Annotated in this window: 12 protein-coding genes and 1 pseudogene; 11 read left to right on the forward strand and 2 right to left on the reverse strand. The window is 39.0% G+C overall.

The window, feature by feature from the left end; translation table 11 throughout:
* Positions 1 to 3: 3 nt before the first annotated feature.
* From G7074_RS27625 to G7074_RS15325, 11 genes and pseudogenes are all read left to right on the forward strand, one after another.
* On the forward strand, positions 4 to 369 hold the full coding sequence (locus G7074_RS27625) for a bestrophin family ion channel (protein WP_255456737.1): 366 nt from the start codon (positions 4 to 6) through the stop codon (positions 367 to 369).
* A gap of 475 nt (positions 370 to 844) precedes the next feature.
* Positions 845 to 3991, forward strand: coding sequence for a hypothetical protein (locus tag G7074_RS15275; protein WP_166209408.1), 3147 nt, complete (start codon positions 845 to 847; stop codon positions 3989 to 3991).
* On the forward strand, positions 3978 to 5366 hold the full coding sequence (locus G7074_RS15280; RefSeq protein ID WP_166209412.1) for a RagB/SusD family nutrient uptake outer membrane protein: 1389 nt from the start codon (positions 3978 to 3980) through the stop codon (positions 5364 to 5366). Before G7074_RS15275 ends, G7074_RS15280 begins: the two co-directional genes overlap by 14 nt.
* Before the next feature lie 44 nt (positions 5367 to 5410).
* Positions 5411 to 8599, forward strand: a complete 3189-nt coding sequence (locus tag G7074_RS15285) for a SusC/RagA family TonB-linked outer membrane protein (protein ID WP_166209415.1) — start codon at positions 5411 to 5413, stop codon at positions 8597 to 8599.
* Positions 8600 to 8603: 4 nt separating this feature from the next.
* Positions 8604 to 10085: a RagB/SusD family nutrient uptake outer membrane protein gene (locus tag G7074_RS15290; protein ID WP_124561845.1), complete on the forward strand. Its 1482-nt coding sequence runs from the start codon at positions 8604 to 8606 to the stop codon at positions 10083 to 10085.
* Positions 10086 to 10130: 45 nt separating this feature from the next.
* A complete protein-coding gene (locus G7074_RS15295) occupies positions 10131 to 10892 on the forward strand; it encodes a DUF4843 domain-containing protein (RefSeq protein WP_158674106.1) in 762 nt (253 codons plus the stop codon).
* 35 nt (positions 10893 to 10927) lie between these two features.
* On the forward strand, positions 10928 to 12583 hold the full coding sequence (locus tag G7074_RS15300) for a PKD-like family lipoprotein (protein ID WP_166209418.1): 1656 nt from the start codon (positions 10928 to 10930) through the stop codon (positions 12581 to 12583).
* A 69-nt stretch (positions 12584 to 12652) separates the two neighbouring features.
* Positions 12653 to 15163 (forward strand): zinc-dependent metalloprotease, encoded by a 2511-nt coding sequence (locus tag G7074_RS15305; RefSeq protein WP_166209420.1) that lies wholly within the window; start codon positions 12653 to 12655, stop codon positions 15161 to 15163.
* Positions 15164 to 15194: 31 nt separating this feature from the next.
* Positions 15195 to 17713, forward strand: a pseudogene (locus G7074_RS15310) (zinc-dependent metalloprotease).
* 51 nt (positions 17714 to 17764) lie between these two features.
* Positions 17765 to 19162 carry a TlpA disulfide reductase family protein gene (locus G7074_RS15320; RefSeq protein ID WP_166209428.1) on the forward strand — a complete coding sequence of 466 codons (1398 nt, stop codon included), beginning with the start codon at positions 17765 to 17767 and terminating at the stop codon, positions 19160 to 19162.
* A gap of 48 nt (positions 19163 to 19210) precedes the next feature.
* Positions 19211 to 20980 carry a redoxin family protein gene (locus G7074_RS15325; protein WP_166209431.1) on the forward strand — a complete coding sequence of 590 codons (1770 nt, stop codon included), beginning with the start codon at positions 19211 to 19213 and terminating at the stop codon, positions 20978 to 20980.
* Positions 20981 to 21052: 72 nt separating this feature from the next.
* Here the strand turns inward: G7074_RS15325 and G7074_RS15330 are convergent, their stop codons facing one another.
* Entirely contained in the window at positions 21053 to 21964 is a 912-nt protein-coding gene (locus G7074_RS15330) for an AraC family transcriptional regulator (protein WP_124561838.1), read from the reverse strand.
* A gap of 220 nt (positions 21965 to 22184) precedes the next feature.
* The gene (locus G7074_RS15335) at positions 22185 to 23687 is read right to left on the reverse strand and encodes a tetratricopeptide repeat protein (RefSeq protein WP_158674104.1); all 1503 of its coding nucleotides are present in this window, start codon (positions 23685 to 23687) and stop codon (positions 22185 to 22187) included.
* Positions 23688 to 24163: the final 476 nt, after the last annotated feature.

Genomic DNA, 24163 nt, shown 5'->3' on the forward strand with positions numbered 1-24163 from the left:
CAGATGCGCCTTGATGAAAATCTAGATAAGTTGACCGAAATTGTCGGAGGCTGTGAACGCATTATCTCAACACCAATACCTTATAGTTACCGTGTGTTACTGCATCGGACAGTTTACCTGTACTGCTTTCTTCTGCCCTTTGGACTTGTGGATAGCCTTCAATGGTTAACGCCGTTTATTGTCGTTTTTATTGCATATACTTTTGTCGCCTTTGAAGCGATTGCAGATGAGATTGAGCAGCCTTTTGGTATGGAGTCAAATGACCTTGCACTGAATGAAATGTGCCGGATGATAGAAGCCACATTGATGGAGCTTGACGGTAACGAAATTCCTGAAATTATAGTTAAGAAAAGTGGAACCATTGATTAACGGCTACCTGTAATACTAAAATAACATCACTGGAAAGAAGTTCATAGCAGATCACGAGGGAGAAAGTGACAAACGGGTGAATTTTAGTTTATCACCATGATGTGGATTCGACTATAGGGGAAAAATATTTGAAATTCCTTCATTTAGGCATGCGGTACCATCGGTATATTTCTTGTCAGAACCAGCTGGTGGACTACTACCGGGCCGACCACTTTTATAGTTTGCCTAAATGTAAACTATAAAGCAGGCAAGACCTACAATGTAACTGATTTATTAAATAATAGATTCTTTTTCGTGAGCTTGAAGGTGTTAAAGGAATCGGTATACAGCTTACTATTGATATCGCAATTTTCTTATTCTTAAAAGTATAGTCCTGTTAATCGCGTTATTATCCATTTTTTTTGATTTTGAGCAAACGTAATTTTGTTATTGTGATGGTTCTGCCAGATGAAAATTTAGCTATTTATTAAGTTCAATGAAAAAAATATACTGTTTTATCGGTTTAGTATGCATTATTTGTTTGGGTTTTCAAACCAGCCATGCGTTGCAGCCAGCGTTACAGGAACCTTTTTCTAAAGTTGATACTTCCCGCCGTATACAAAACCTAAAGATAACGGTATTAGACCTGGCCAGTTCTAAACCATTGGATAGTGTTCAGGTAACTTTAGGAAAAGAATCGAAGTACACTGTTAAAGGCATCGTTGTTTTTGAAAACAATTCAGACTCTGTAATTGTACTTTCAAAACCCGGTTATCGCAAAATAGGAAAAAAAGTGTTAAGCTCCTCACTCGTGGTGAGGATGGTAAATACTGAAAGGGTAGAAGGATATGCGGTAAGTCCAGCGCTTTTGAAATCATCGAATGACGCCCTTTCGCGTTCGGCCGTAGTGGTAACAGGCGAAGAACTGCGCAATATCAGTATGCTTAGCTTAATTGATGGTTTAAAATTCTATCTGCCATCATTATTGGTAAGTAAAAGCAACAATCAGGGCGATAACCCGAATTCAGTTCCGGTTCTTTCATTGCCTGGTGCTGGTAATTTCCCCTTTTGGGCAAATATTGCGGGTAGTAATAAGGGCAATACTTCTTCTGGATTATTAACAACGCCATCCGTTTCGGATTATATCGCCTCAAACACGATTGCGAATAGTACACCAGTTATTTTGCTTGATGGTCTTCAGGTATCGCTTCAAACCATTTTGGATATCGATATTAACCGGGTAAAAAGCGTTACCATATTAAAAGATGCATTGGCCATGGCTAGCTACGGAATGCGTGGTGCCAATGGCGTTATTGCTATTAAAACCAATAAGCCATCTGGTAAACTGGAAATATCCTTTAAAGAACAAGCTCAAATTGCTTCGGCTGATATTTCTTCTTTTACGCCGCTAACTGCAAAACAGAAATTAGAAGTAGAGAAAAATTCAGGCCTATTCAATGGAGCTTTGGCTCCGGTTTATCAAAATCGCTACAATCAGGCCTATACTAATGATGTAAATACAGATTGGCTGTCAATACCCTTAGGCAACGCGCTTAGCACGAAGCACACATTGGCTTTAAGTGCGGGTAATGATGATATGGCATATGGATTAACTGGCTCATACAATAATGTTAATGGCACCATGAAAGGCGCTTTCAGGAAAAGCCTTGATTTGGGTGCATACTTTGGTGGCCATTTTGGTTCATTCTCATTCAGCAACCAGTTTTCGTATCTCGGTACTGATGCGGCAAATTCTCCATACGGTACCTTTGATTTGTATGCTAAAATGAACCCGTACTGGCAGGTTAACGATCCGTACACAGGTAGGTTTCAGGAAATTGTAGAATCTAATGTAGCGGGAAGCGGTAGCCTTACTTATGTAAATCCAGCATACAACTCAACGCTTTCTACAACCGATGCGATGACTTATTCGCGTTATAGCAATTTAACCAATCTGAACTGGTTATTAGGGGACGGATTTCAGCTGGATGGAATGATTGGAATTTCAAAACAAGCTGATGAGTTAAATTATTTTTTACCTCCAAACCATACCGCATTTGCCAGCATCACAGCAGAGAATTTGTTTACCAGAGGCTTATATAACTATACTTCAAACTCATTCTTTGATGTTCAGGGTGGACTGCGTTTACAGTATGAGCAAAATTTTGGCAAGCATTATCTGTTTGCAAGCTTAGGGCAGAATTTATCGCAAACCTCTAGCGAATCAGAGGGTGTTTCTGTGAGTGGTTTTGCCACAGATCGTTTGGCCGATATCGCACTGGGGAATTCGTACAATATTGCAAAACCTGTTAGCGGAAAAATTGTAACCCGCTATGTTTCTACTTTTGGAAATGTTGGCTACAGTTACGATGGCCGTTATCAGATCGATATTTCGGGGGCCATGGATTACTATTCGGGTTTAAATCAGGCGGCTAATTTTGGTGCAGTTGGAGTTTCGTGGTATATCAACAAGGAAAAGTTCCTTAAATCGGTAAGCTGGATTGATCTTTTAAAAATTAAGGGGAGTTTAGGGATTTCGGGGAACCAGAACTTCTTGTCTTATTTAAACAGAACAACCTACAATTACTATACGAATCAGCAATATATACCTACCGGCAGTAGTATGGGTACCATTGGTATTGGTTTAGGGGCTTATTTAACCGGAATGGCAAACAATCAGCTGCAATCGCCCGAGACTTTTAAACAAGACCTTGGTTTAGAAGCTTCCCTGTTGCATAACCAGCTTACATTTTCCCTTAATGTTTACAAGCAGATCAGCTACAGGATGATTCTTCCGGTAAGTTCGGTTGCTTCTACAGGGTATCAGAACTTTTCGTTTTACGATAACTACGGAGAGATAGAAAATAATGGATTCGAGTTATTGGCAAAAGCAACGGTATATAAATCTTTACACCATAATTTAAAGATAAACGTTATCGCCAATGCGCTGCGGACAACAAATAAAATTAATGCTGCAGGACCTTACTTAAATGATGTAAATAACTACAATGATTTTGCTGTTCCGCAAACTACTATCCAGCCCAAATATGTAGTTGGGCAGCCGGTATATGGCATTTGGGCTGTACCTTCTCTAGGTATTGATGCACAAAGCGGCCAAGAAATTTTCTTAAAGAAAGATGGTACATCAACCACTATCTGGGATGCTAAAGATAAAGTGTATGCCGGTAGTTTAGTGCCCACATGGGTAGGTGCCCTGGGTACCGAAATCAACTTTAAGCAGTTTTCATTTGGCGCATATTTCAACTATCAGTACGGGGCTAAGGCGTACAATCAAACCATGGCCGATATTGAAAATGCAACGGTTGATTATAATCTGGATGCCCGTTTATTTAATTCGGGACGCTGGAGCCCGGGTATGCCAAATGCAGCTTACAAAGGTTTGTTTGTTTCGCCAACCTACGCTACAACCCGATTGGTAGAAAATGAGAATAAACTGCAATGCTCTTCGCTTACCCTTGGATATATGTTGCCGAAAACATTTTCGCAGAGGATTAATGCCAAAAATATAGGGGTAAAGGTTATGGTTAACAATGCTTTTGAAATTGGCGGTGCCGATATGCAACGTGGCATTAATTATCCTTTTCAACGTAATTATACATTCATTTTAAATGCAAACTTTTAAAACAAGCGTAATGCAGATTTTGAAGATGAAAATATCAGCTATTATGGGCCTGTTAGTGCTGCTGAGCATTATGGGCTGCAAAAAATGGGTTGATGGTGCACCGCAACCTTTGCAAGTAGATGAAGGTAAAGTCTTTTCTACCGAGCAGGGATTCAGGGAAGCTTTAAATGCCGTTTATCTCCAAATGGGGTCGGCTACACTGTATGGCAAAGACCTGACTATGGGCGTGCTTTCTCTTGCCGGGAGAAGTTTCGATAGCGTTAATGTAAATAAAGCCGGACAATTATATTATCAGGCCGCTACTTTTAATTTTACTGACCCTGTAGTAAAGAATTATAGCACTGAAGTTTGGAACAAAATGTATCTGGCTATCGCTAACCTGGATAACCTATTGATTAATACCGAGGCTAAAAAGGATATTTTTACCGGAAATAACTATAATAAAGTAAAAGGAGAGGCCTTAGCGTTAAGGGCTTATTTACACTTTGACTTGCTGCGTTTATTTGCTTCGGCAGATCTTCAAGACCAGGGCATTCCTTATGTAACAACCATAAATCCTAACCCAACACCAGCTGGTACGGTTGAGCAGACCCTGAATGCTTGTGTTACTGATTTAAATGCAGCCGATGCCCTGTTAAGTTCTGATGATTTAACCACCTCGCAAATTACCAGGTGGGCTGTAAAAGGATTACTGGCACGTTTGTATTTATATAAAGGAGATAAAGTTGAAGCCGGTAAAAATGCTTTGGCGGTAATTAACAGTAATAAATTTGCTTTATCTTTTAATACAAATTCTGATTTATTTTTTACAAAGGAAAGCCTGTTTAAGCTAAATATTTATGCTAATAATTATTATGCTAACTATAAGGCTGTTTTTGCCGCACCCTGTTTTATCGGTTTGTCTGCATCAAGTCAGACTGCACTATATGGCAGCACAAATATCGATTATCGCAAAAGTTTTATAGATGCAGCTACTGGTAGCGCTAGCGGGACTCCGCTTTTGCCTAAAAAATTTACTGTTACTTCATCTAATATATTCCCAATGATTCGCTTAACAGAAATGTACTATGTTTTGGCTGAGTGCGCGAGTGATGTTACAACAGGCTTAGGTTATCTTAATCAAGTAAGGGCAGCCAGAAATTTAACTATCCCTTTAACTGCGGTTAATGTGCCCGATGCAGCTGCACTAGAAGCTGAAATTATGAATGAGTACCGAAAAGAATTTATAGGAGAAGGACAAATGTTTTTCTATTACAAACGTAAAAGGACGCCATTTACAGCATTGCCATTTTACCCTAAAACGCCGCCGGTAACCGGAGTAGCTTACCTGCCATTGGTGCCTGTTGCAAGTTACGTATTTGTAAAACCTGAATAGGAAGTGAATTAATAATAAAGGAAAATTAGTTGCGATTAATCCTGATGGACAACAATAAAAATAGATTAAATAAAGGCATTTACAACAAATCAATATTGTTATTGATGTTGAATTTTTTTTCGCTTGCACTTTTTGCGCAAAGTGTAAACGTAAGAGGGGTTGTTCAGGATGAAACCGGAGTACCCCTGGCTGGTGCGGTTGTGATGCAGGTAAGCAGTGCAAATAGTACAAGAACTGATAAGGACGGCCGCTTTGAACTAAAAAAAGTAACGCCTGGTGCAACAATCAGGGCAACATTTGTTGGCCGTTTATTACGTGAAATAACCTTAAAGGCCGGAGAAACAGATTTAAAATTTGTATTAAAGGTTGATGCGTTTAGCCTTAAAGAAGTAACGGTTAATACCGGTTTATATAAACGGCCGGTAGGTAATTTTACCGGTTCAGCAAAAACATATACCGGCGAGGAACTGAAAATGGTTAATCCCAAAAATGTGATACAGGCATTAGGGGTGATTGACCCATCTGTAAGGATAGCACAGGATAATCAGTTTGGGAGTGATCCGAACAGATTACCCAATATTCAGATCAGGGGTGCCAATAATTTACCTTCTTTACAGCCTGGGGGTACCACAGGGGCAAATCCGGTTTCCAATGGCGATATCATGGCCAATTATCTGGCTAACCCCAACCAGCCGTTAATTATTTTAGATGGTTTTGAGACTACATTGCAAACACTATTTGATATGGATATCAACCTGATAGCCAATATCACGGTGTTAAAAGATGCGGCAGCAACTGTTGCTTATGGTTCAAAGGCCGCAAATGGTGTAATTGTAATCGAAACAAAAGTACCACTGGCCGGAAAACTGAAAGTGACCTACTCCGTTAATACAAGTGTAGAGCTGCCGGATCTATCATCTTATCATTTGATGAATGCAGAACAGCTGCTGGAGGCGCAAAGGTTAACCGGAATTTTTAGCGACCCCAATAATCAATACAATGATATTGCAAAAAAGCAATGGTACGATTACCGCTTAGCGAAGGTAAAAAGCGGGGTTGATACTTACTGGCTTTCTCAGCCCTTACAAATTGGTTTTGGCTTAAACCAAAGTCTTTCCCTGTCTGGTGGTTCAGGCCCGCTGCGGTATTCTTTTGGTTTAAACTATAATGCTTCTGACGGGGCTATGAAAGGCTCTGGAAGGAACCGTTATGGTTTAAGTTACAATGTTTCTTATGCTGTTAGCCGAATTAAATTAAGTAACAGCATTCTGGTAGGCTACACCAAAGGGAATAATACCTCGTGGGGATCTTTTAATGATTACGTAGATCAATTTCCGTATTTTAGAAATAACGATGAAAACGGAAACCCGATTAAAATTTTAGAGCCTGGTCAATCTGCTTTAGGATTTAATATTACTGCACCGGGTGGCGCATTTACCAATCCATCCTATAATTCTACCTTAAATGTTAAAGACTATAGTACAATTTTAAGTTTTACCAATAATACCAATTTGGATTGGTCGATTACAAATGATCTAAAAATAACAGGTAGCTTAGGCTGGAGTAGTAATTTACCGGGTGCTGAAACATTCTACCCGGCTGATCATACCCGGTTTGTTTCAAATTCATTAGCACTATTTCCTGATTTGGGCTATTACCAGCAGCTTAAAGGTAAAAATAGCGCAATTAGCGGACGGTTAAATGGAAGTTATCGCCTGGCTTTAGGTAAAAATACTATTTTGGCCAATTTGGGTACCTCTTTGCAAAAAACAAGTAGTAATTCCACTACTATTGAAGTATATGGCATTCCTAACGATTATCTGGGTGAACTGGGCCTTGCAAATGGTTTTGATTATCAAACCATAAAACCCAGAACGACTAATAACCTAACTAAAAATCTTTCTAATTATTTAAGCTTAAGTTATAATTACGATAACCGCTATACTTTAGAATTTACAGCTAACCAAAGCGGGTCTTCGCAATTCGGTTCGAATAGCCGGTTTGCTCCATTTTTTGCAGGTGGTTTGGCCTGGAATATTGCCAACGAAAAGTTTTTTAAACCTAACGATATTATCCAGGTGGCTAAACTGAGTGCCAGTATTGGTACTACAGGTAACCAAAACTTTTCTTCGGATATGGCACAACAAATCTATCAGTATAATTATGCAAACAATTACCGCTTAATGGTAGGTGCTTCAACGCTTAATTATGCTAATCCTGATTTGAAATGGCAGCAAACACTTAAAAGCAATATCGGATTAAATCTGGGATTTTTCAAAGGAAGGCTTAATGCCAGTATTGAGTTTTTCAGGGAAACGACTGACAACCTGATATTGCCGCTTGATCTTGCGCCCTCTACCGGTTTTTCAACTTATCAGAATAATTTAGGTGCCACTAAAAATGAAGGATTTGAAGTGGGGATTACCGCTCCTGTAATTAAAAATCCGGCAAGAAACATATTTTGGACGGTTAGCTTTAACGCTGGACATTATACCAATACCATTACCAGGTTATCGCCTGCTATTGTAGCTATAAATAATGCATTTAACAGTGCTACAGCTCCAAATGATGTTTTAAACTCAAGATACCAAACTACGCCGTTGCCACGTTTCGAAGTAGGGCAATCCATGTCGAGGATTTGGGCCGTACCCTCTTTGGGTATCGATCCGGCCACCGGTAAAGAAGTATTCGTTAAATTAGATGGAAGCCAAACCTTTATCTGGGATGCCAGGGATAAACGCCCGATTGCTGATGCTACTGCTAAAATTAAAGGAAGTGCCAGCTCCAGTCTTACTTACAAAAATTTTATCCTGAACTTAAATGTTAGCTATCAGTTTGGTGGTTACATGTATAACCAAACCTTGGTTGATAAAGTTGAAAATGTTGATTTGTTGCATGGTAATGCGGATTTAAGGGTATTAACAGAACGCTGGAAACAACCCGGTGATCAGGTTGCATTTAAGGCTTTGGTAGCAGATGGTTCAACCGGACTGCAGCAAACAAATGCAACTTCGCGTTTTGTTCAGAAAGATAATTTTCTTGAACTGGCAAGTTTAACGGTTGGTTATAACTTTCCGACAAGCCTAAAATGGGTGAAGGCCGCTCATTTATCTGCACCTCGTATCATGATTACCCAAAACAATTTACTACGTTTTGCAACAATTAAAACCGAAAGGGGAACGAGCTATCCTTTTTCCAGAAGTTTAAATTTTGGAATAACTACAAATTTCTAAGTGTATGTTTAAAAAGAATAAAATTACACCGAAAATCAATCAGGCAGCCACTGGCTTGTTATGTTGCTTTGTACTGTTGCTTACATTGAACGGATGTAAGAAATTTCTGGAAATGCCATTAAAAGATAAAGTCCCTCAACAAGCTTTGTTTAATGATGAACAAGGTTTCACCGACGCCCTGACAGGCGTTTATTTAGGGATGGATAAGCCGGCTTCTTTTGCTGGAAAAGGTTTATATACGCAAGATTTATCGGTAGGAATGCTTTCGGTATTGGTGAATAATTACACCAATGCCTCAACCTCGGCTTTAGGCGATAACCTTTACGCCAATACTTACCGGTATGATTATGCCCAGGTAGGGGTAAAAGCTGAAATGGCATTGATATGGGGCGGAATGTATAACAACATCGCTAATCTAAATAACCTGCTTGGTTATGTTGATGCAAAAAAAGAAGTTTTTTCAAGAGATCACTACAATAAGGTTAAAGGAGAGGCTTTAGCACTAAGGGGTTTATTCCACTTTGATCTGGCCCGTTTATTTGGTCAGTTACCTTTAACGGGTATGAATGAGAAGGCAATACCATACGTGAGTAATTTTACAGCTAAAGCAGCCCCTTTTTTAACGCTTAATGCAGTATTGGATTCTTGTATAGCAGATTTAAATCAGGCTAAAAATATACTGGCCCAGGCAGATACTTCAGCGTTACAGCAAGGCAATTTAGATTTATTTTCGGGCTATACCCAAAATCACATGAACTATTGGGCAACCAAAGCCTGTTTGGCCCGTATTTACCTGTACAAGGGAGATTATGCAAATGCTATGGCCAATGCAAAAGAAGTTATTGGAAGTAATAAATTTCCGCTGTCTACCAGTAACGTAGCTTTGGCAACGGCCAGTACCAGAGATCGCCTTTTTTCAAAAGAACTGGTTTTTGCACTTTACAGTACCAACATCGGCTTAATTAACGAAGGGCTTTTTAATGTAGGCGGAACGACGGGAGTTTCACTTCAGCTTGCACCTGCTAATAAAACTGCACTTTACGGCACTACCGACTGGAGGTTATCGTGGTTCGATAATAATTCGGCAAAAGCCTTTAATGTTCCTTCTAAATTTTTCCAGAATGCGGGATTACCCTATCCCATGCAAAATATTATGCCTGTGATCAGGATTTCTGAAATGTACTATGTGGTTGCTGAATGTGCTAATGCAATGGGAGATCTTGCAACAGGATTATCGTACTTGAATTTAGCCAGGAGCGCAAGGGGCTTAACTACATTAACAACAGCCACTGTACCAGATGGAATAGCCTTATCTGCAGAGATTACCAGAGAATATAAAAGGGAATTTATCCAGGAAGGACAAACTTTCTTTTACTATAAAAGACTGAATAAAGATTTGAAAACAGAATCGGGAACAACAGTTCCTGTTCCTGCCAATGTATATGTATTTCCAATTCCGGATAAGGAATTAGAGTACAATAAATAGTAACCATTAAATTAAAGAATTGTTATGAAACTTATTTTGCTGTGTATGACAGCTTTTTTGTCCATCTCCTTTTTTAGCGGATGCAGCAAGGATCCTGCTTTGTTTGCAGAAGCCGATGCCATTTATTTTGGAACGGCCGACACAAGCATCTCTTACTCCTTTGCTAAATACCCTAAAAAGTTAAAAGATACCATTAACGTGCCTGTAAATGTATTGGGAAATTCTGCCGCGACAGATAGGTCGTTCAGTGTTGAAATATTGCCTTCTGCTAACAACGCAGCCATTGAAGGCACACATTTTAAGCTGTTAACAAATCTAATTATCCCTGCAAAATCGGTAATGGGTATGCTTCCGGTTGTAGTATATCGTACTGCTGATTTAGAAAACGGGAAACAGGTTAAAATAAACCTTAAACTAAAGAAAGATCAGAATTTCGCAGCAGAGGGGATTACCACTAAACAGAAAATAACAATTAACCTGGGGTATATGCAGAAACCAGATTCGTGGGGTGAGTTTACCGGAACGGTAACCGGTTTTTTTGCGGGCTATCAGACTAATTTCGGCACCTGGAGCCCCACAAAATACAAAGTGATTTTAGATGCCCTGTACGATCCGGCAACAGGAGTAACCATAACAGAGTTTCCCGGAAGCAGATTTTCTCCCCCTGTGGCCTATAACTTATATCTGGCAACGGTAAGAAATTATATCAAAACAAATTACCCGGGCAATTACGGCTTACCAGGCGCGGTATTAAACGATCCTGACAATGGGAATAAACCCATCCAGGTTGGACCGGCAAACTATTAATGAACTTTCATTTGACAAGTGAAGAAATGAAACAGATGAAAAAAATATTAGGTATTTTCTTAAGCTTAACTGCTGTCGCATCAATAATTATAGGCTGTTCTAAAGATCAGGGAAATTACGATTATATCGAAATCAATACTTTGAAGATTTCGGCTGACATGGCCAGCGCAGATCCAGCTATGTTTGTTACGCCAGATTCAATTATTCTACGTCAGAATGATAGTTTAAAGGTGAAACTAAAAATAGACGCTTCAATTGGTGCTCCGGGCAACCTTTCTTATCAGTGGTTAATTACACAATATTTACAGGCAAATGCGAATCCTTCAAAATATATGATTAGTGAGGCGGCGAGCTTAAAGACTAGGATTACCCTTCCTCCGAATTTATACAGATTGGTGGCCCGGGTAACCAATAACGATACAGGGGTTTCCTATTATAAAACATTTGTACTCAATGTATCTGGGGCAGAATGGGGAGGTGAAGGCTGGCTGGTATTGCAAGAGCAGCAAAATGGAGCCGATATTTCAGTAATTACCACCAGGGATGGCGGGGTAAAAGGGAAAGTCTTCAATAATGTGTATGCTACCATGAACGGGCACAAGCTGCCTGCCGGAACTTTTAAGGTAAACGTAGTTAATTATGCAACTGCAATTAATGCACAAAAGGTCTCGTTCCTTTATCCAAATGGAGGATTACAGGTTAGAAGTGTTGATTTTGCGGACTCAACAAGGATAGAAAACTGGTTTACTCCCGGTGCAATATCTTCGATGAATTTTCAGGCAAACGGTTCTGCGGGTGGCTCGGGAGCTGGATGGGAATATGTAATTGTAAATAACCAGATTGCTTACCGTCAGTTTCAAAGTGTGGCTCATTTGGCTAACCCCCCTTTGTTTTTTCCACCTTATGCTGGTCTTACTATTGCGCCATATGTAATTAATGCCAGTACAAGTGATCAAATATATACCCTTTATGATAGGGTGAATAAAGGGTTTGTGTTGTTTAATGCCTCTACATCTGCATTGGTAAATATACCCGCCTATGCTGCGGCCACAACAAATTTAAATCCTGTTACCGGGAGTGGATTTGATTTGAAAAACATGACCGATAATATGATTTATGCTGAGAATGCACAACCCATGACGGCATCGCTCGCCATATACTGGAATTGTTTCTTTAGAGATGACGCTGGTAACAACACCTACCTGGTGCAGTTTCCAAGAGGTATAGCTTATTCAAACAATTTTACAACCGGACGTTTCCAGTTAAAAGAAGCAAACTGTCCGGGTATTAATACTGCGACCATGTTTGCTAATCCGACCTTTTTATCGCAGCCAAAGGGAGTGTTTTATTATGTAAACAGCAATAAAATATACACTTGTACAGTGAATAATCTGGCCAGTTCTGCTGCAACGGTTGGTTTAACATTTCCAGGTGGCACAGTAATCAAAGCGATGAAGATTTTTAATTCGGGTTATACTGCCGCTAATATTACCGCACTTAATGTACCCGAAGGTAAGGTGTTGGTAGTAGCAACCGATGAAACGGCCAGTGGTGGTGGAAACAAGGTTTATTTCTTTAACCTCAACGCTCAAACTGGCGCTATTTTAGGCTCAGTGTCATCTCCAGCCGATGTTTATACCGGCTTTGATAAAATTACCGATATCACCTTTAAAAAATCTCTCGGGAGATAAGTATATAGAACTTAATTAAACACACATATGGCCGTGAACAACGGCAGCTAATAAGATCAATTAATAAATATGATAAAATTAAAGTTTATACCTGTTTTTGCCCTCGTTTTATTTGCGGCAGAAAAAGGATTCGCACAAGATTCGACCTCGGTTACCAAACCTGTAGTTGTAGCTAAATTAAAGCCCTATAACCAGGTTATTACAGCTAAGTCTATATCAAAGCTGGGTTTGTTTACTGTTCACAAAGTTGATGAACGTTATTATTTTGAAATCCCTGATGAATTGTTGTCAAGGGAATTCCTGTTCACAACGCGTTTGAGTAAAGTTCCGACCGGAAGTCCCCGTTATAGTGGAGATCTGATGAATGGCATTATTGTTTCTTTCGAAAAAGCAGCTGGTGATAAACTATTTGTACGTGCTATAACCAATGTCGCACAAAGCGACCCGTCAAATGAACTGGCAAAAGCAGTTAAAAATGCTACCATTGATCCCATCATTATGGTATTAGATTTAAAAGCACGCAGTGTTGATGGTAAATCTTCTGTTGTGGAAATGACAGATTTCTTTTTAAAGGATAACCTGATTTCCGGTTTCCATCCTGCGGCTAAAAAACAAATGGGTACCGGTGCACCGGCAGCGGATAGGTCGGCAATTCTGGGAATGGAAGCTTATCCAAATAATATCGAGGTAAAATCACTTAAAACCTATGCTTTGGCTGTGGCCCCAAGGCCAGCAGCGGCTGATGGAGATTCTCCTGCCGACGCTTCGGCACCAGCGCCGTCGAGCGTTGGCGTTACCTTCGAAATTAGCAATTCAGTAATGGTATTGCCTAAAGAGGCCATGAAAATTCAGGCTTATGATCCAAGAGTTGGTTTCAAATCTGATTCTTACACTGTTTTTTCTGATGCACAACAGAAGGTGGAGGAAAGACGCTTTATCATTAAGAACAGACTGGAAGTAAAACCCGAAGATTTAAAACGTTATCAGGCAGGCGAACTGGTAGAACCTAAAGAACCATTGGTGTATTATATCGATCCAGCAACGCCAAAACAATACAGAAAATACATGATTGCCGGTATCAATAACTGGAACGAGGCATTTAAGGCCGCAGGTTTCAAGAATGCCATTATTGGCAAAGAGTGGCCGGTTAACGATAAATCAATGGATTTGGAAGATGGACGTTTCCGCGTTATTCGCTACATGCCAGCTATCAGCCCCTTTGTTGATAATAACCAGGTAACAGATCCACGTTCGGGAGAAATTATCCAAACTTATATCGGTTGGTCGCACTCGCAGGTTAAAACCCTTCACGACTGGTACATGATTCAAGCCGGGGCGGCAGATAAAGATGCACGAAACATGAAATTTAGCGAAGAACTAATGGGTGCATTAATACAGGCGGAAATCAGCAGAACTGTAGGCTTTACACTGGGTTTAACAGAAAACCTGGGCAGCAGTTATGCAATCCCTTTAGAAAAACTGAGAGATAAAAACTGGCTGGCAAATCACCCGTTTAATTATTCGATCATGGATTATAACCATTATAATTATGTGGCCCAACCTGCTGATCAGGTTTCGCGTAAAGGTTTAATTCCACAGATTAGCGATTATGATAAATGGGCTATTAAATGGGCTTATACCAACACCGGGGCTACCAGTTTCGAAGCAGATAAGAAAATCAGATTGGGCTGGATTAAAAACAATTTAAATGCAAATACTAACCTGATTTTTGCAAGCCAGCCTGCCGGTATTAAACCTACGGATATTACCAATCCTACAGCGCAATGGGAAGATTTAAGTAATAACCCAGTAGGGGCAGCAGCATATGGTATAAAAAACCTGAAGTATGTTATGGCTAATTTAATTCCGTGGACGACTACAGGCGAAAATACGTATTATAATACTTCAGACCTTTATTACACTCTTGTAAGCCAATATTCGTTCTTTATGCGTTATGCTTTTACTCAAATTGGCGGTGTTACAGAAAATTTGAAAACTGTAGACCAGGTTGGCGATGTATATGTTCCTGTTGCGAAGATAATTCAAAAACAGGCAGTTGCTTTTTTAAATAAGGAAGTTTTTAACACGCCAAACTGGATTTTGGACCCTAACGTATTAAACAAATTCAGAAAGCCCGCTAAAAAAGAAGACGTTACAAAAATGCAGGAAGATGCACTTTTTAAACTTATTGATCCTAACCGCCTTTTCCGTATGAACACTGCTACCATGCGTTTTGGAAAGGATAAAACCTATACGGTTGATGAGATGCTTACTGATCTAAGAAGTGGGCTTTATGCCGAGTTCAAAAATCACCAAATGGTAGATGGCAATAAGCGGTATCTGCAAAAATTTGCAGTAAATTATTTGCTTAAATATCTGGCAGAAGGCGAAGTAGTTCCAGATCCAACAAAAGATGTCCTTATTGCGGGGACAGATATTCCTTTGGCCATGCGTAAAAACTTAAAAGCAATTGAGGCCCAATGTAAAGCTGCAATTCCAACTTACACTGATCCGGTAATGTTGGCGCATCTTAAATACATTTCGGACAAAATCAACAATGCCCTAAATCCGAAAAATTAAAATCACTGTATATTAAGATAATAAGTAGATAATGAAATTCATATATATAGTATTGTTAGGTTTGTGCAGCACTTCGCTATTTGCGCAGAACCCAAAAGAGCAACAAGCTGCGATCAAAATTGATACAGTAAAAAAAGCCGATCCGTTAAAAACAATTATTACCAAAGAGACGGTCATCAAAAAAGGCTTGTTTAATGTTTACCAAACTGGTAACAGGTATTATTTCGAAATTCCGGATTCACTTTTAAAGAGAGAGTTACTATTAACCAATTGGCTGGTTAAAGTACCAGGAGGCAGTCCGAAATACGGAGGTGAAGAAATGGGACAAAAAACCATTTTATTTGATAAAGGGATCGGGAAAAAGATCAACCTGAAAATTGTTAATCAAATTACAAAAGTAGATTCGACAAGTACGATTGCCAAAGCTGTTGCCTATAATAACCTTGATGCTATTGCTACGGTATTTGATGTGAAAGCCAGGGGAGAGGCCAACAGAAGTTCTTTTATAGATGTAACTGATTTTCTGCAAAAGGAAAATTCATTTACCAAACTAAATGATGAGGTACAGAAGCGATTAAGCCTTGGTGCCATCGCCCAGGATAAAAGCTTCCTGAAAAATGTAACAGCCTATCCTATTAATATTGAGATAAAATCGGTTCGGACTTATTCAGCTACAGTACCAGGGAAGCCCTCACCGGTAATGCCAGTTTTAGATGCCGCTAAAATCGGAAATGCCGTTACCATGGAGGTTTCGACATCTATTTTGCTCATGCCCAAAACACCTATGGTGCCGCGCGAATTTGATTTGCGCGTTGGATATTTTGCCGATAGTTATACGCCATTATCAGACGATCAGCAGAATATTGAAACCAAATCATTTATTGTTCGCTATAACCTGGAGCCCAGGGCAGAAGACATGGCCAAATACAAAAGGGGCGAACTGGTAGAACCCAAACAGCCTATTGTATACTACTTAGATCCTGCAACACCAAAGCAGTGGCGGCCATACCTGATTCAGGGAATTAATGACTGGAATGAGGCATTTAAAGCGGCTGGTTTTAAGAACGCGATTATCGGTAAGGAATGGCCGGAAGGCGATACAACGATGAGCCTTGAAGATGCCCGTTATAAAATACTACGTTATCTGCCTTCAGATGTTGCCAATGCCTACGGGCCTAATATCCATGATCCCCGAAGCGGGGAAATATTGCAAAGTTATATCGGGTGGTATCATAATGTAATGTCTTTGGTACATGACTGGTATATGCTTCAGGCAGGACCGAATGATCCAAGAGCGCGCCATATGACTTTTAGTGATGATTTAATGGGCGAGTTGATCAGATTTGTATCATCACATGAAGTAGGGCATACTTTAGGCCTTCGCCATAATATGGGCAGCAGTAGCTTAACACCTGTAGAAAAATTAAGGGATAAGGCCTGGGTAGAGAAATATGGCCATACCAGTTCAATTATGGATTATGCCCGTTTCAACTATGTGGCACAGCCCGAAGACAGCATTGGTGCAGCCGGTATTATGCCACGCATTAACGATTATGATAAATGGGCAATTAAATGGGGTTACACTTATATTGGTGCCAAGGATGTAGCTACTGACCGGAAAATTGTTTCTAAGTGGATTAGCGATACGCTAAAAGATAATCCAAGGTTATGGTTTGGTGGGGAAGGTATGAATAATGATGCCCGCTGCCAGACTGAGGATGTTGGTGACAATAGCATGAAAGCCAGCGAATATGGGATTAAAAACCTAAAGTACGTGGTTAAAAACTTACCCGAGTGGACCAAAGAGGAGGGGATTTATATAAAAACCTTAGCCAAATGTATATTCAGGTGATTAACCAGTTTAACCGCTATGTAACCCATGTGACCAAAAATATTGGAAGTGTTTACGAAACGATTAAATATCCTGGAGATGCAGGTGACAGTTATGCCTCAGCGCCCGTTGATAAGCAAAGAGAAGCGGTAGCGTTCTTAAATAAACAGGTTTTTGAAACGCCTACCTGGCTGCTTGATCAAAACATCTTAAATAAAATTGGTAATCCGATACGTTACAGCAGTGTTAGGGTTATTCAGGAGCGAGCCATGAATGCTGTATTCAGTGATCGTGCGTTTAACACCCTGTACATGATGGAGGAACGTTTTGGTAAAGAAAATACTTATTCGATGAATGCATTGCTGGCCGATATGAAGGCTGGTGTTTGGAGCGAGTTGAATACCCATCAGCCAATAGAGCAATTTCGCAGGGATGTTCAAAAATTCTATGTTAATGCTTTGCTGCGGAGTATGAAAGAATCGGAGGTGGGTTACAATGCCATTGGATTATTATTCGGTGGTACTCAAGCTGCAGAAATGATGCCTTTAACCACAGGCTCAGATATTGGGGCATTAATAGCTGTTCATTTAGAAGACTTGCGTAAAAATATTCTCGCCACAATTCCTTCAACGACCGATATCGATTCAAAAGAGCATCTGGAATATGTGGCCGATTATATCAAGAAAGCCCTCGATAACCGTTTTAGCACTAAATTATAACACTGAGAGAACTTAGGATAATTGATTTTGGGAATTAATACGAAAGCAAAAATGAGGAGTAAATTATTAGCCATTTTATTATGGTGCAGCCTCGCGGCTGGCAACGTTTATGCTAATGGAAATAAAGCAACTATTGACTGCACCATTTATGGAAACAGAGCCAGTGGATTGTTTTTATACGAGCTCAAAGATGGTACGACGGTAAGTTTAGGGTTTAAACGACCCGATGTTAATGGGAACTGTAATTTTGAAGTTGATGTTAAAGAAGGTATCTTTTTTTTCAAAAAGGCAGGAGGAAAGGGGCATGAGTTCAAATATACCATCTACCTTAAAGCAGGTGAACATAAAAAAGTTAGCTTTTACATGGAAAAGAGCTCTGTTGATTACGATAGTTGCGTTATTGAGAATGAAAATACCGAAAGCAAATTTTTACAGGAATGGTTAAATGCCAAGAATGAATATAGTCATTCCGTTGCTACTAAACCAGATATTGGCCGTAGTAAGTATGCTCAGTTCGAAAAATTTGCCATCTCATTTTTGGCTTCACACAAAACCAATAACACTTATTTTAATATCTGGCTTAACGATAAGGTTAGTATTGATCTTAAATATCTGAAAGCTGGCAATTATTTTGGTTTAGGGAGGCTGAATGCCAATTATGATAGTACGGCAAATGCTCAGCCATTTTATAAACCTCTGCTTGATAAAAATATAGTGAACGATGTTCGTTTGCTACGTTCTGAACATGGAATGGAATTGCTTGATTATGTTTTTGGTTATCGGAAGTTTATTGAAGTTAAAAATCAGGAGAAGGTTTTAGAGAACTATTTTTCTCCTGAAAATGCCGCAAAAATAAATAATGGTAGTGTTAAGGTAGCTTTCCTTTTGCATAAGATGCCCGGGGTTAAAGAATTTGAGCATTTTGTGAAGTATGTAGAGCCATACAAGGATATTTTTACAACTGTAGCGCAAAAAGAGGCTTATCAGAAATTATACAATGATTTAACTCCGTTTGCAGTAGGGAAAGCTGGTTATAACTTTGAGCTTAAAGACGTAAATGAAAAAACGTATACCTTAAACGGCTTTAAGGGCAAGGTTGTGGTTATAGATGTTTGGGCCATGTGGTGTGCTCCTTGTTTAGCAGAAAAGCCAATCATGGAAAAAATTGCCGAAGGCTATAAGAATAGGAATGATATTGCTTTTATTGGAATGTCGGTTGATGGGTACAGTAAAAAGGATGCCTGGAAAGGTTTTGTGAAAAAACATGCCTTTACAAGTATTGAATTATTATCACAATTCGATGAATCACTTTTTAAGTTCTACAAGATATCTGTTATTCCACGTTTTCTGATTTTTGACCGTGAAGGAAAAATAGTAACGGTTGATGCACCGCGGCCATCAGATCCCCGCTTTAAGAAAATAGTAGATGCTGCATTAGCGGTAAAGTAAATTATATATGCTTTAAATATTGCTATGATGCAATAATTAATTAGTGAAATGAAAAAAGAGATAAAAATAGTTTTGTGTGCCATTTTTTGCTTTGTTAATGTAATCAATGTTTTAGCACAACAAAAGCCTGCGGAAATTTCGGGAGTGATTACGCAAAAGAAAAATTATGAAATTACTATAGTTGGCAAAGCTGAAGGCAAGTCGTTCAGGGCCATTCAATACTTAATTGATACTGCCACAAATAAGTTTTCGATTGTAATGCCGGTCTTAGCAAATACATCGTATGAAATGCGGGTTGCAGTAATGAAGATGGGCCACAGAAGGTTAGAGACCGATTACGTGGTTAATTTTCCATTGAAACTGGTGGCTGGCCAAAAACTAAATATAGCCCTTGATGAGGCCGCTTTTAAAGCGAAAAAAGGGTTCATTATTGCGAAACAAGCGGCCAAATTCCCGATGACTCAGGTTAGTGGTAAAGTGGTTACAAGTTTAAAATGGGCTATTGATCTTTCTTTAGAAAAAGTGGTTGAGGGGCGTTGTCAAACAATTGAAACGTATACCATAGCTAAAAGCGATTCAACCTTTAATTTTAATCTTCCGATCCAAAAAGAAGGTCTTTACTACCTTTCTTCGGCCAGGTTTAAAAAACGGTTATACCTTAAGCCCAATGATCAGATTAATCTGGTATTTGATTATAATACGGGTGTTGAACTGAGCGCTTCAAAAACAACTGAAGCCAACCGGTTGATTAGTGAATGGGAACGGTTGATTAACCCACTAAAGCTCATGAGCCTCGAAAAGAAGCCTGATCGTGAAGCATTTTCTGCGCTTTATAAACCGCTCCAGGTAAAAGTTAGTGATTTTATCCGCCAGGTTAAAACAGCCGACCCTGCTTTTAACTCGCTCTTTAAGGTAGCGGTTCAGATGGATAACAGTCTGCTGGCATTAAACATGCTGTTAAAATCTTCTACTGAAAAAAGAGGAGGCTACATTTACCAGTCTAAAAACTTTTTAGCCGTCCCTGATTACTATCAGCAGCTTTTGAGAGATAACAGCATAAAATCAGGACAAATTCTTCAATTGGGAGAAGGGTATGATTATATTAATTTGTACGCCAGGTTTTGTTTAAATCATCTGAACGAAAACCAGAAAGCGCAAATGGGTGATGCAGAGCGGGTGAAGTTATTGATGAATGCCATTACAAACGACAGTCTGAAATCTTTTGTACTGAAAGCGCAGCTGGAAGAGTTAGAATTAAACATTGCTAATTACAGCGAATTTAGGGATACTTTCATGCCTTATCAAAAATATGCTAAACCATCTTCTGTGAAACAGAAATATGAAGCACAGTTAAAAACGTTTATTGCCGACACTGCTTTTATCGGGAAATCGGCTGCTGACTTTATTTTGCCTGATGCAAGCGGTAAAATGGTTTCGATGAAAGATTTTAAAGGAAAAGTAGTATTAATTGATGTATGGGCAACCTGGTGCGGACCTTGTAAAGCACAAATACCTTTCTTAAAAGAAGTAGAAGAACATTACAAAGGCAATAACAATGTAGTGTTTGTGGGAATTTCTTTAGATGCCGAAAAAGATAAAGAGAAATGGCTGGGCATGATTAAAGAGAAAGCATTAGAAGGTGTACAGCTTTTGGATAATGTTGGGGATGCTTTTGGGCGGAAATATAAAATGGTGGCTATCCCAAGATTCTTATTAATTGATAAGCGCGGAAATTGGGCTGAGGTAAGATGCCCGCTGCCTGAGAATAAGGAAAAGCTTAAGGGCTATATTGATCGAGAGCTTAGCAGAAGCCTGTAAAAAGAAAAGCAAGAATCCTTAAGGGTTCTTGCTTTTTTAGCATATATGCCAGCTAACTTTAGTTGCCGGGATTTAATTAGCATGAATAAACCGCATGCCATTTTGGTTGTGGCGCCTGTTAGACAAAGTGTTTAGCTCTTTGTATTCTCGCGGGGTTTTTCCGGTAACTTTTTTGAAAATTCTGGTGAAATAGAAAGGATCGTCATAACCAACCTCGCCCGCAATTTCCTTTACAATTAAGTTGCTGGTGGTTAGTAATTCGCTTGCATGCTTAATTTTTATCCTGATAAAGTATTCTATTGGCGATAAGCCTGTTTTTTGTTTAAAAAGAACCGAGTAGTGTGAGGGAGAATACCTGAAGGTTTCAGCAATTTCATCCACACAAAGGCGCTTATGAAGATTGGCTTTCATGTAAGAAATCGATTGTTCCAGCTGATCTTCTCTTTCTAATACTGGTTTCTGCTTTTGGTTCGAAAACAGAAAAAATGAAATAAAACGGTACAGGCAAAGGTTAGCATAAGCTATATTTTCAGCGCTAAGTTCTTTTGACAGGCTGTTAAATATTTCATTCCATGAATCGATAATGAGCCCGTCGAAATGAAGTTCGGTAGGGGAGGCAAATTTATTTAAACCAAAGGCCACATTCAGTTCATTGATCATGTTTCCGTTAAAATGCAAACAATAAATTTCTCCGGGATACTGTTCATCTACTTCATAGCTGTAAAACTCATTTGGAGGGAGTAACATAAACTGGTTGGATTTGAGCTGGAAATTACCATAAGAGGTATTGCAATTCAACTTACCCGTTAAACAATAAATCAATACATAGTCTGGTGTATGTGTTTCACTTTTTAACGGCGATTGACCAATTTGAGTAATGTACAGCAGGTTCTTAAAAGGCATATTTTTAATGCTGTTTTGTACTTCTTCCGGAATGGTAATTTGTTCAGCTAGGAGAGCGCCTTCATGCAAAAAATAATTCATAAACCCTTGGTTAGTTTGTGTAGTTGTTGATGCTCAAAGATGGGGAGAAAAAAAAGGTAACAAGAAAAAAGTACCACTACAAAACCATAACAATATGCCTTTAAATGCAAATAAAGGGTGCTCTTTGCCTAAAAAGGATAAAAAAGCCAAGGTGCTCAGTTTTTTTACCGGCAGCGGGGATAAAAGGATTTGCAGGTATTGGGGTTTTAAATGTGGTAAATTATAGCCGCTGAAGCTGTGAAAGGAAAGTGACTAAGTTATAATCAAGGCCGGTTAAGTTTAACTTTTTACGTAAGCGGGTTCGTGCGATTTCGATCGATTTAATGTTTTGATGAGTGATGGCCGAAATCTCTTTGGTAGTCATGTTCAATTTTAAAAAAGCACATAATTTTTTCTCGCTCGGACTAAGGTTCGGAAATCTTTCGTTAAGCACATCGTAAAAATCTTCATGTATCTGCTGAAATCTGAATTCAAATTCTTTCAGAATCTCGGGACGTAAATTTGACTGCAAATCTGATACGAGTTTTTGCATTGCAGGTTGGACGTCCTGATCCATACCGCTCTTCATCTTTAGCAGTTTTTCCGAAATATGGTCAATAAGCTCATTTTTCTGAATCAGATGCAAGATGTTGGTAGTGAGTTCCTTGTTTTTTAGCTCGATGTCTTTTTCTAAACTTTCTTTCTCTCGTTTTAAATGCGCCTGTTCGAGTACTGAATTCTTTGCCTTATTTCTTTGCAGGTAAAATAAGAGACTCACAATAATCAGCGATAAAACAAGGCCAACCCCTGCCAATAGGTAAGTCAACTCTTTTTCGCGCTGGCTTGCTTCTTTCTCCTTTTGTTTCCTGTCAAACTCAAACTGCATTTCCAGCTGGGTAATCTTATTAGATTTTTCGGCATTAAATAGCGAGTCGCTTACCCGTTTGTTTAACATCAGGTACTCAAAGGCTAGCTGATAATTGCCTTGTTGCTGATAGAGTTTATACAGGTTGGTAGAAGCGCGGCGTACCGTTAACAGGTCGCCTGTTTGTTTTCCAAGGTTAATGGCATCCTTTAAGTATTTCTCTGCTAAAGGGTAATTTTTCAGCTCAAAATAAAACTCCCCTAAACCATCGTACGATAGGATTACGCCCGATTGATCATTGTTTTTTTCGCGGATTGCCAATGCTTCGAGGTAATGCTGAAGTGCCATTTCATTTTTACCTTGTTTATGAAACAGCCTGCCCTGATTGGTTAGTACGTGAACCAGGTTCTCCTCATCATTTAATTGTTTGCAGATCTTTAAGGCTTCATTATAAAAGAAGTTCGATTTGTCGAATTCCTTCATCTCTTCGTAAATGATTCCCAGGTTATTTAAAAGGCTTTCCTTTAATTTTTTTTCACGTTCTATTTCTGACTTCTCGGTAGTGGAAAACTGAAGGGCCTTATTGTAATATTTAATGGCGTTTTTATAATCTCTCTGGTAGTAATTAATGATGCCAATTCCATTGTACGCCGCCAAAAGGTCATTTGATTTTGCGGTTTTACTTTTTATAATCTCCTGATAGATAGTTAAAGATTTTGGATAATTTCCAATTTGTAAATAAGCCCTGGCCAGATTGATGATTGCTTTATTGATAATGGTATCTAATTCGATTTCATTTGCCAGCTGCATCGATTCTTCGGCATAAACCAATGCCTGTTTAGCATCCGATTTACCAACCAGTTTGGAAAGGGTTAACATAGTCCTTACCTTTTCAAGTTTGGAAGATGCTGTGGATAGATGAACTTTTAAACTATCTATTGTACGTCTATCTGATTGCGCATAAATGACATGGCAGACTGAAAATAATGTGATTAAGGTAAAATATATTTTTAGTCGGTATTTCATTCTTTTTTGATATTAAAGAAAGGGGATGCTGTCATTAAACCGAAAGTTTTTTATGATAGTCAAACTTACAAATCTTAAGTTGTATTTGTATAAAGCGCTTGGTTAAATACTTTGTAATATTTAAAAAAAACTTCTACAGGGTAAAGGCAATTTTATTTTTTAGTATAAAAGATATTGAATGAGCGCAGAGTTGATGGCTTCCGACACTGAATGTCTTTTTTCTTCATACCTTAAAATTGGTGGAATAGGATCCAAAATGGTTTACGCAAAATAAGTAAAACTTCCAGTTTTTTTCATTAACATATCAATCATTCGGTAGAGCCAATTGA

Origin of the sequence: Pedobacter sp. HDW13 (genome assembly GCF_011303555.1) — a bacterium.
Lineage (GTDB): Bacteria > Bacteroidota > Bacteroidia > Sphingobacteriales > Sphingobacteriaceae > Pedobacter.

Bases quoted from the DNA above. Each gene is read 5' to 3' on its own strand.
- G7074_RS27625 (WP_255456737.1), top strand. From the start codon at position 4: ATGCGCCTTGATGAAAATCTAGATAAGTTGACCGAAATTGTCGGAGGC.
- G7074_RS15275 (WP_166209408.1), top strand. From the start codon at position 845: ATGAAAAAAATATACTGTTTTATCGGTTTAGTATGCATTATTTGTTTG.
- G7074_RS15280 (WP_166209412.1), top strand. From the start codon at position 3,978: ATGCAAACTTTTAAAACAAGCGTAATGCAGATTTTGAAGATGAAAATA.
- G7074_RS15285 (WP_166209415.1), top strand. From the start codon at position 5,411: ATGGACAACAATAAAAATAGATTAAATAAAGGCATTTACAACAAATCA.
- G7074_RS15290 (WP_124561845.1), top strand. From the start codon at position 8,604: ATGTTTAAAAAGAATAAAATTACACCGAAAATCAATCAGGCAGCCACT.
- G7074_RS15295 (WP_158674106.1), top strand. From the start codon at position 10,131: ATGACAGCTTTTTTGTCCATCTCCTTTTTTAGCGGATGCAGCAAGGAT.
- G7074_RS15300 (WP_166209418.1), top strand. From the start codon at position 10,928: ATGAAAAAAATATTAGGTATTTTCTTAAGCTTAACTGCTGTCGCATCA.
- G7074_RS15305 (WP_166209420.1), top strand. From the start codon at position 12,653: ATGATAAAATTAAAGTTTATACCTGTTTTTGCCCTCGTTTTATTTGCG.
- G7074_RS15320 (WP_166209428.1), top strand. From the start codon at position 17,765: ATGAGGAGTAAATTATTAGCCATTTTATTATGGTGCAGCCTCGCGGCT.
- G7074_RS15325 (WP_166209431.1), top strand. From the start codon at position 19,211: ATGAAAAAAGAGATAAAAATAGTTTTGTGTGCCATTTTTTGCTTTGTT.
- G7074_RS15330 (WP_124561838.1), bottom strand. From the start codon at position 21,964: ATGAATTATTTTTTGCATGAAGGCGCTCTCCTAGCTGAACAAATTACC.
- G7074_RS15335 (WP_158674104.1), bottom strand. From the start codon at position 23,687: ATGTTAACCCTTTCCAAACTGGTTGGTAAATCGGATGCTAAACAGGCA.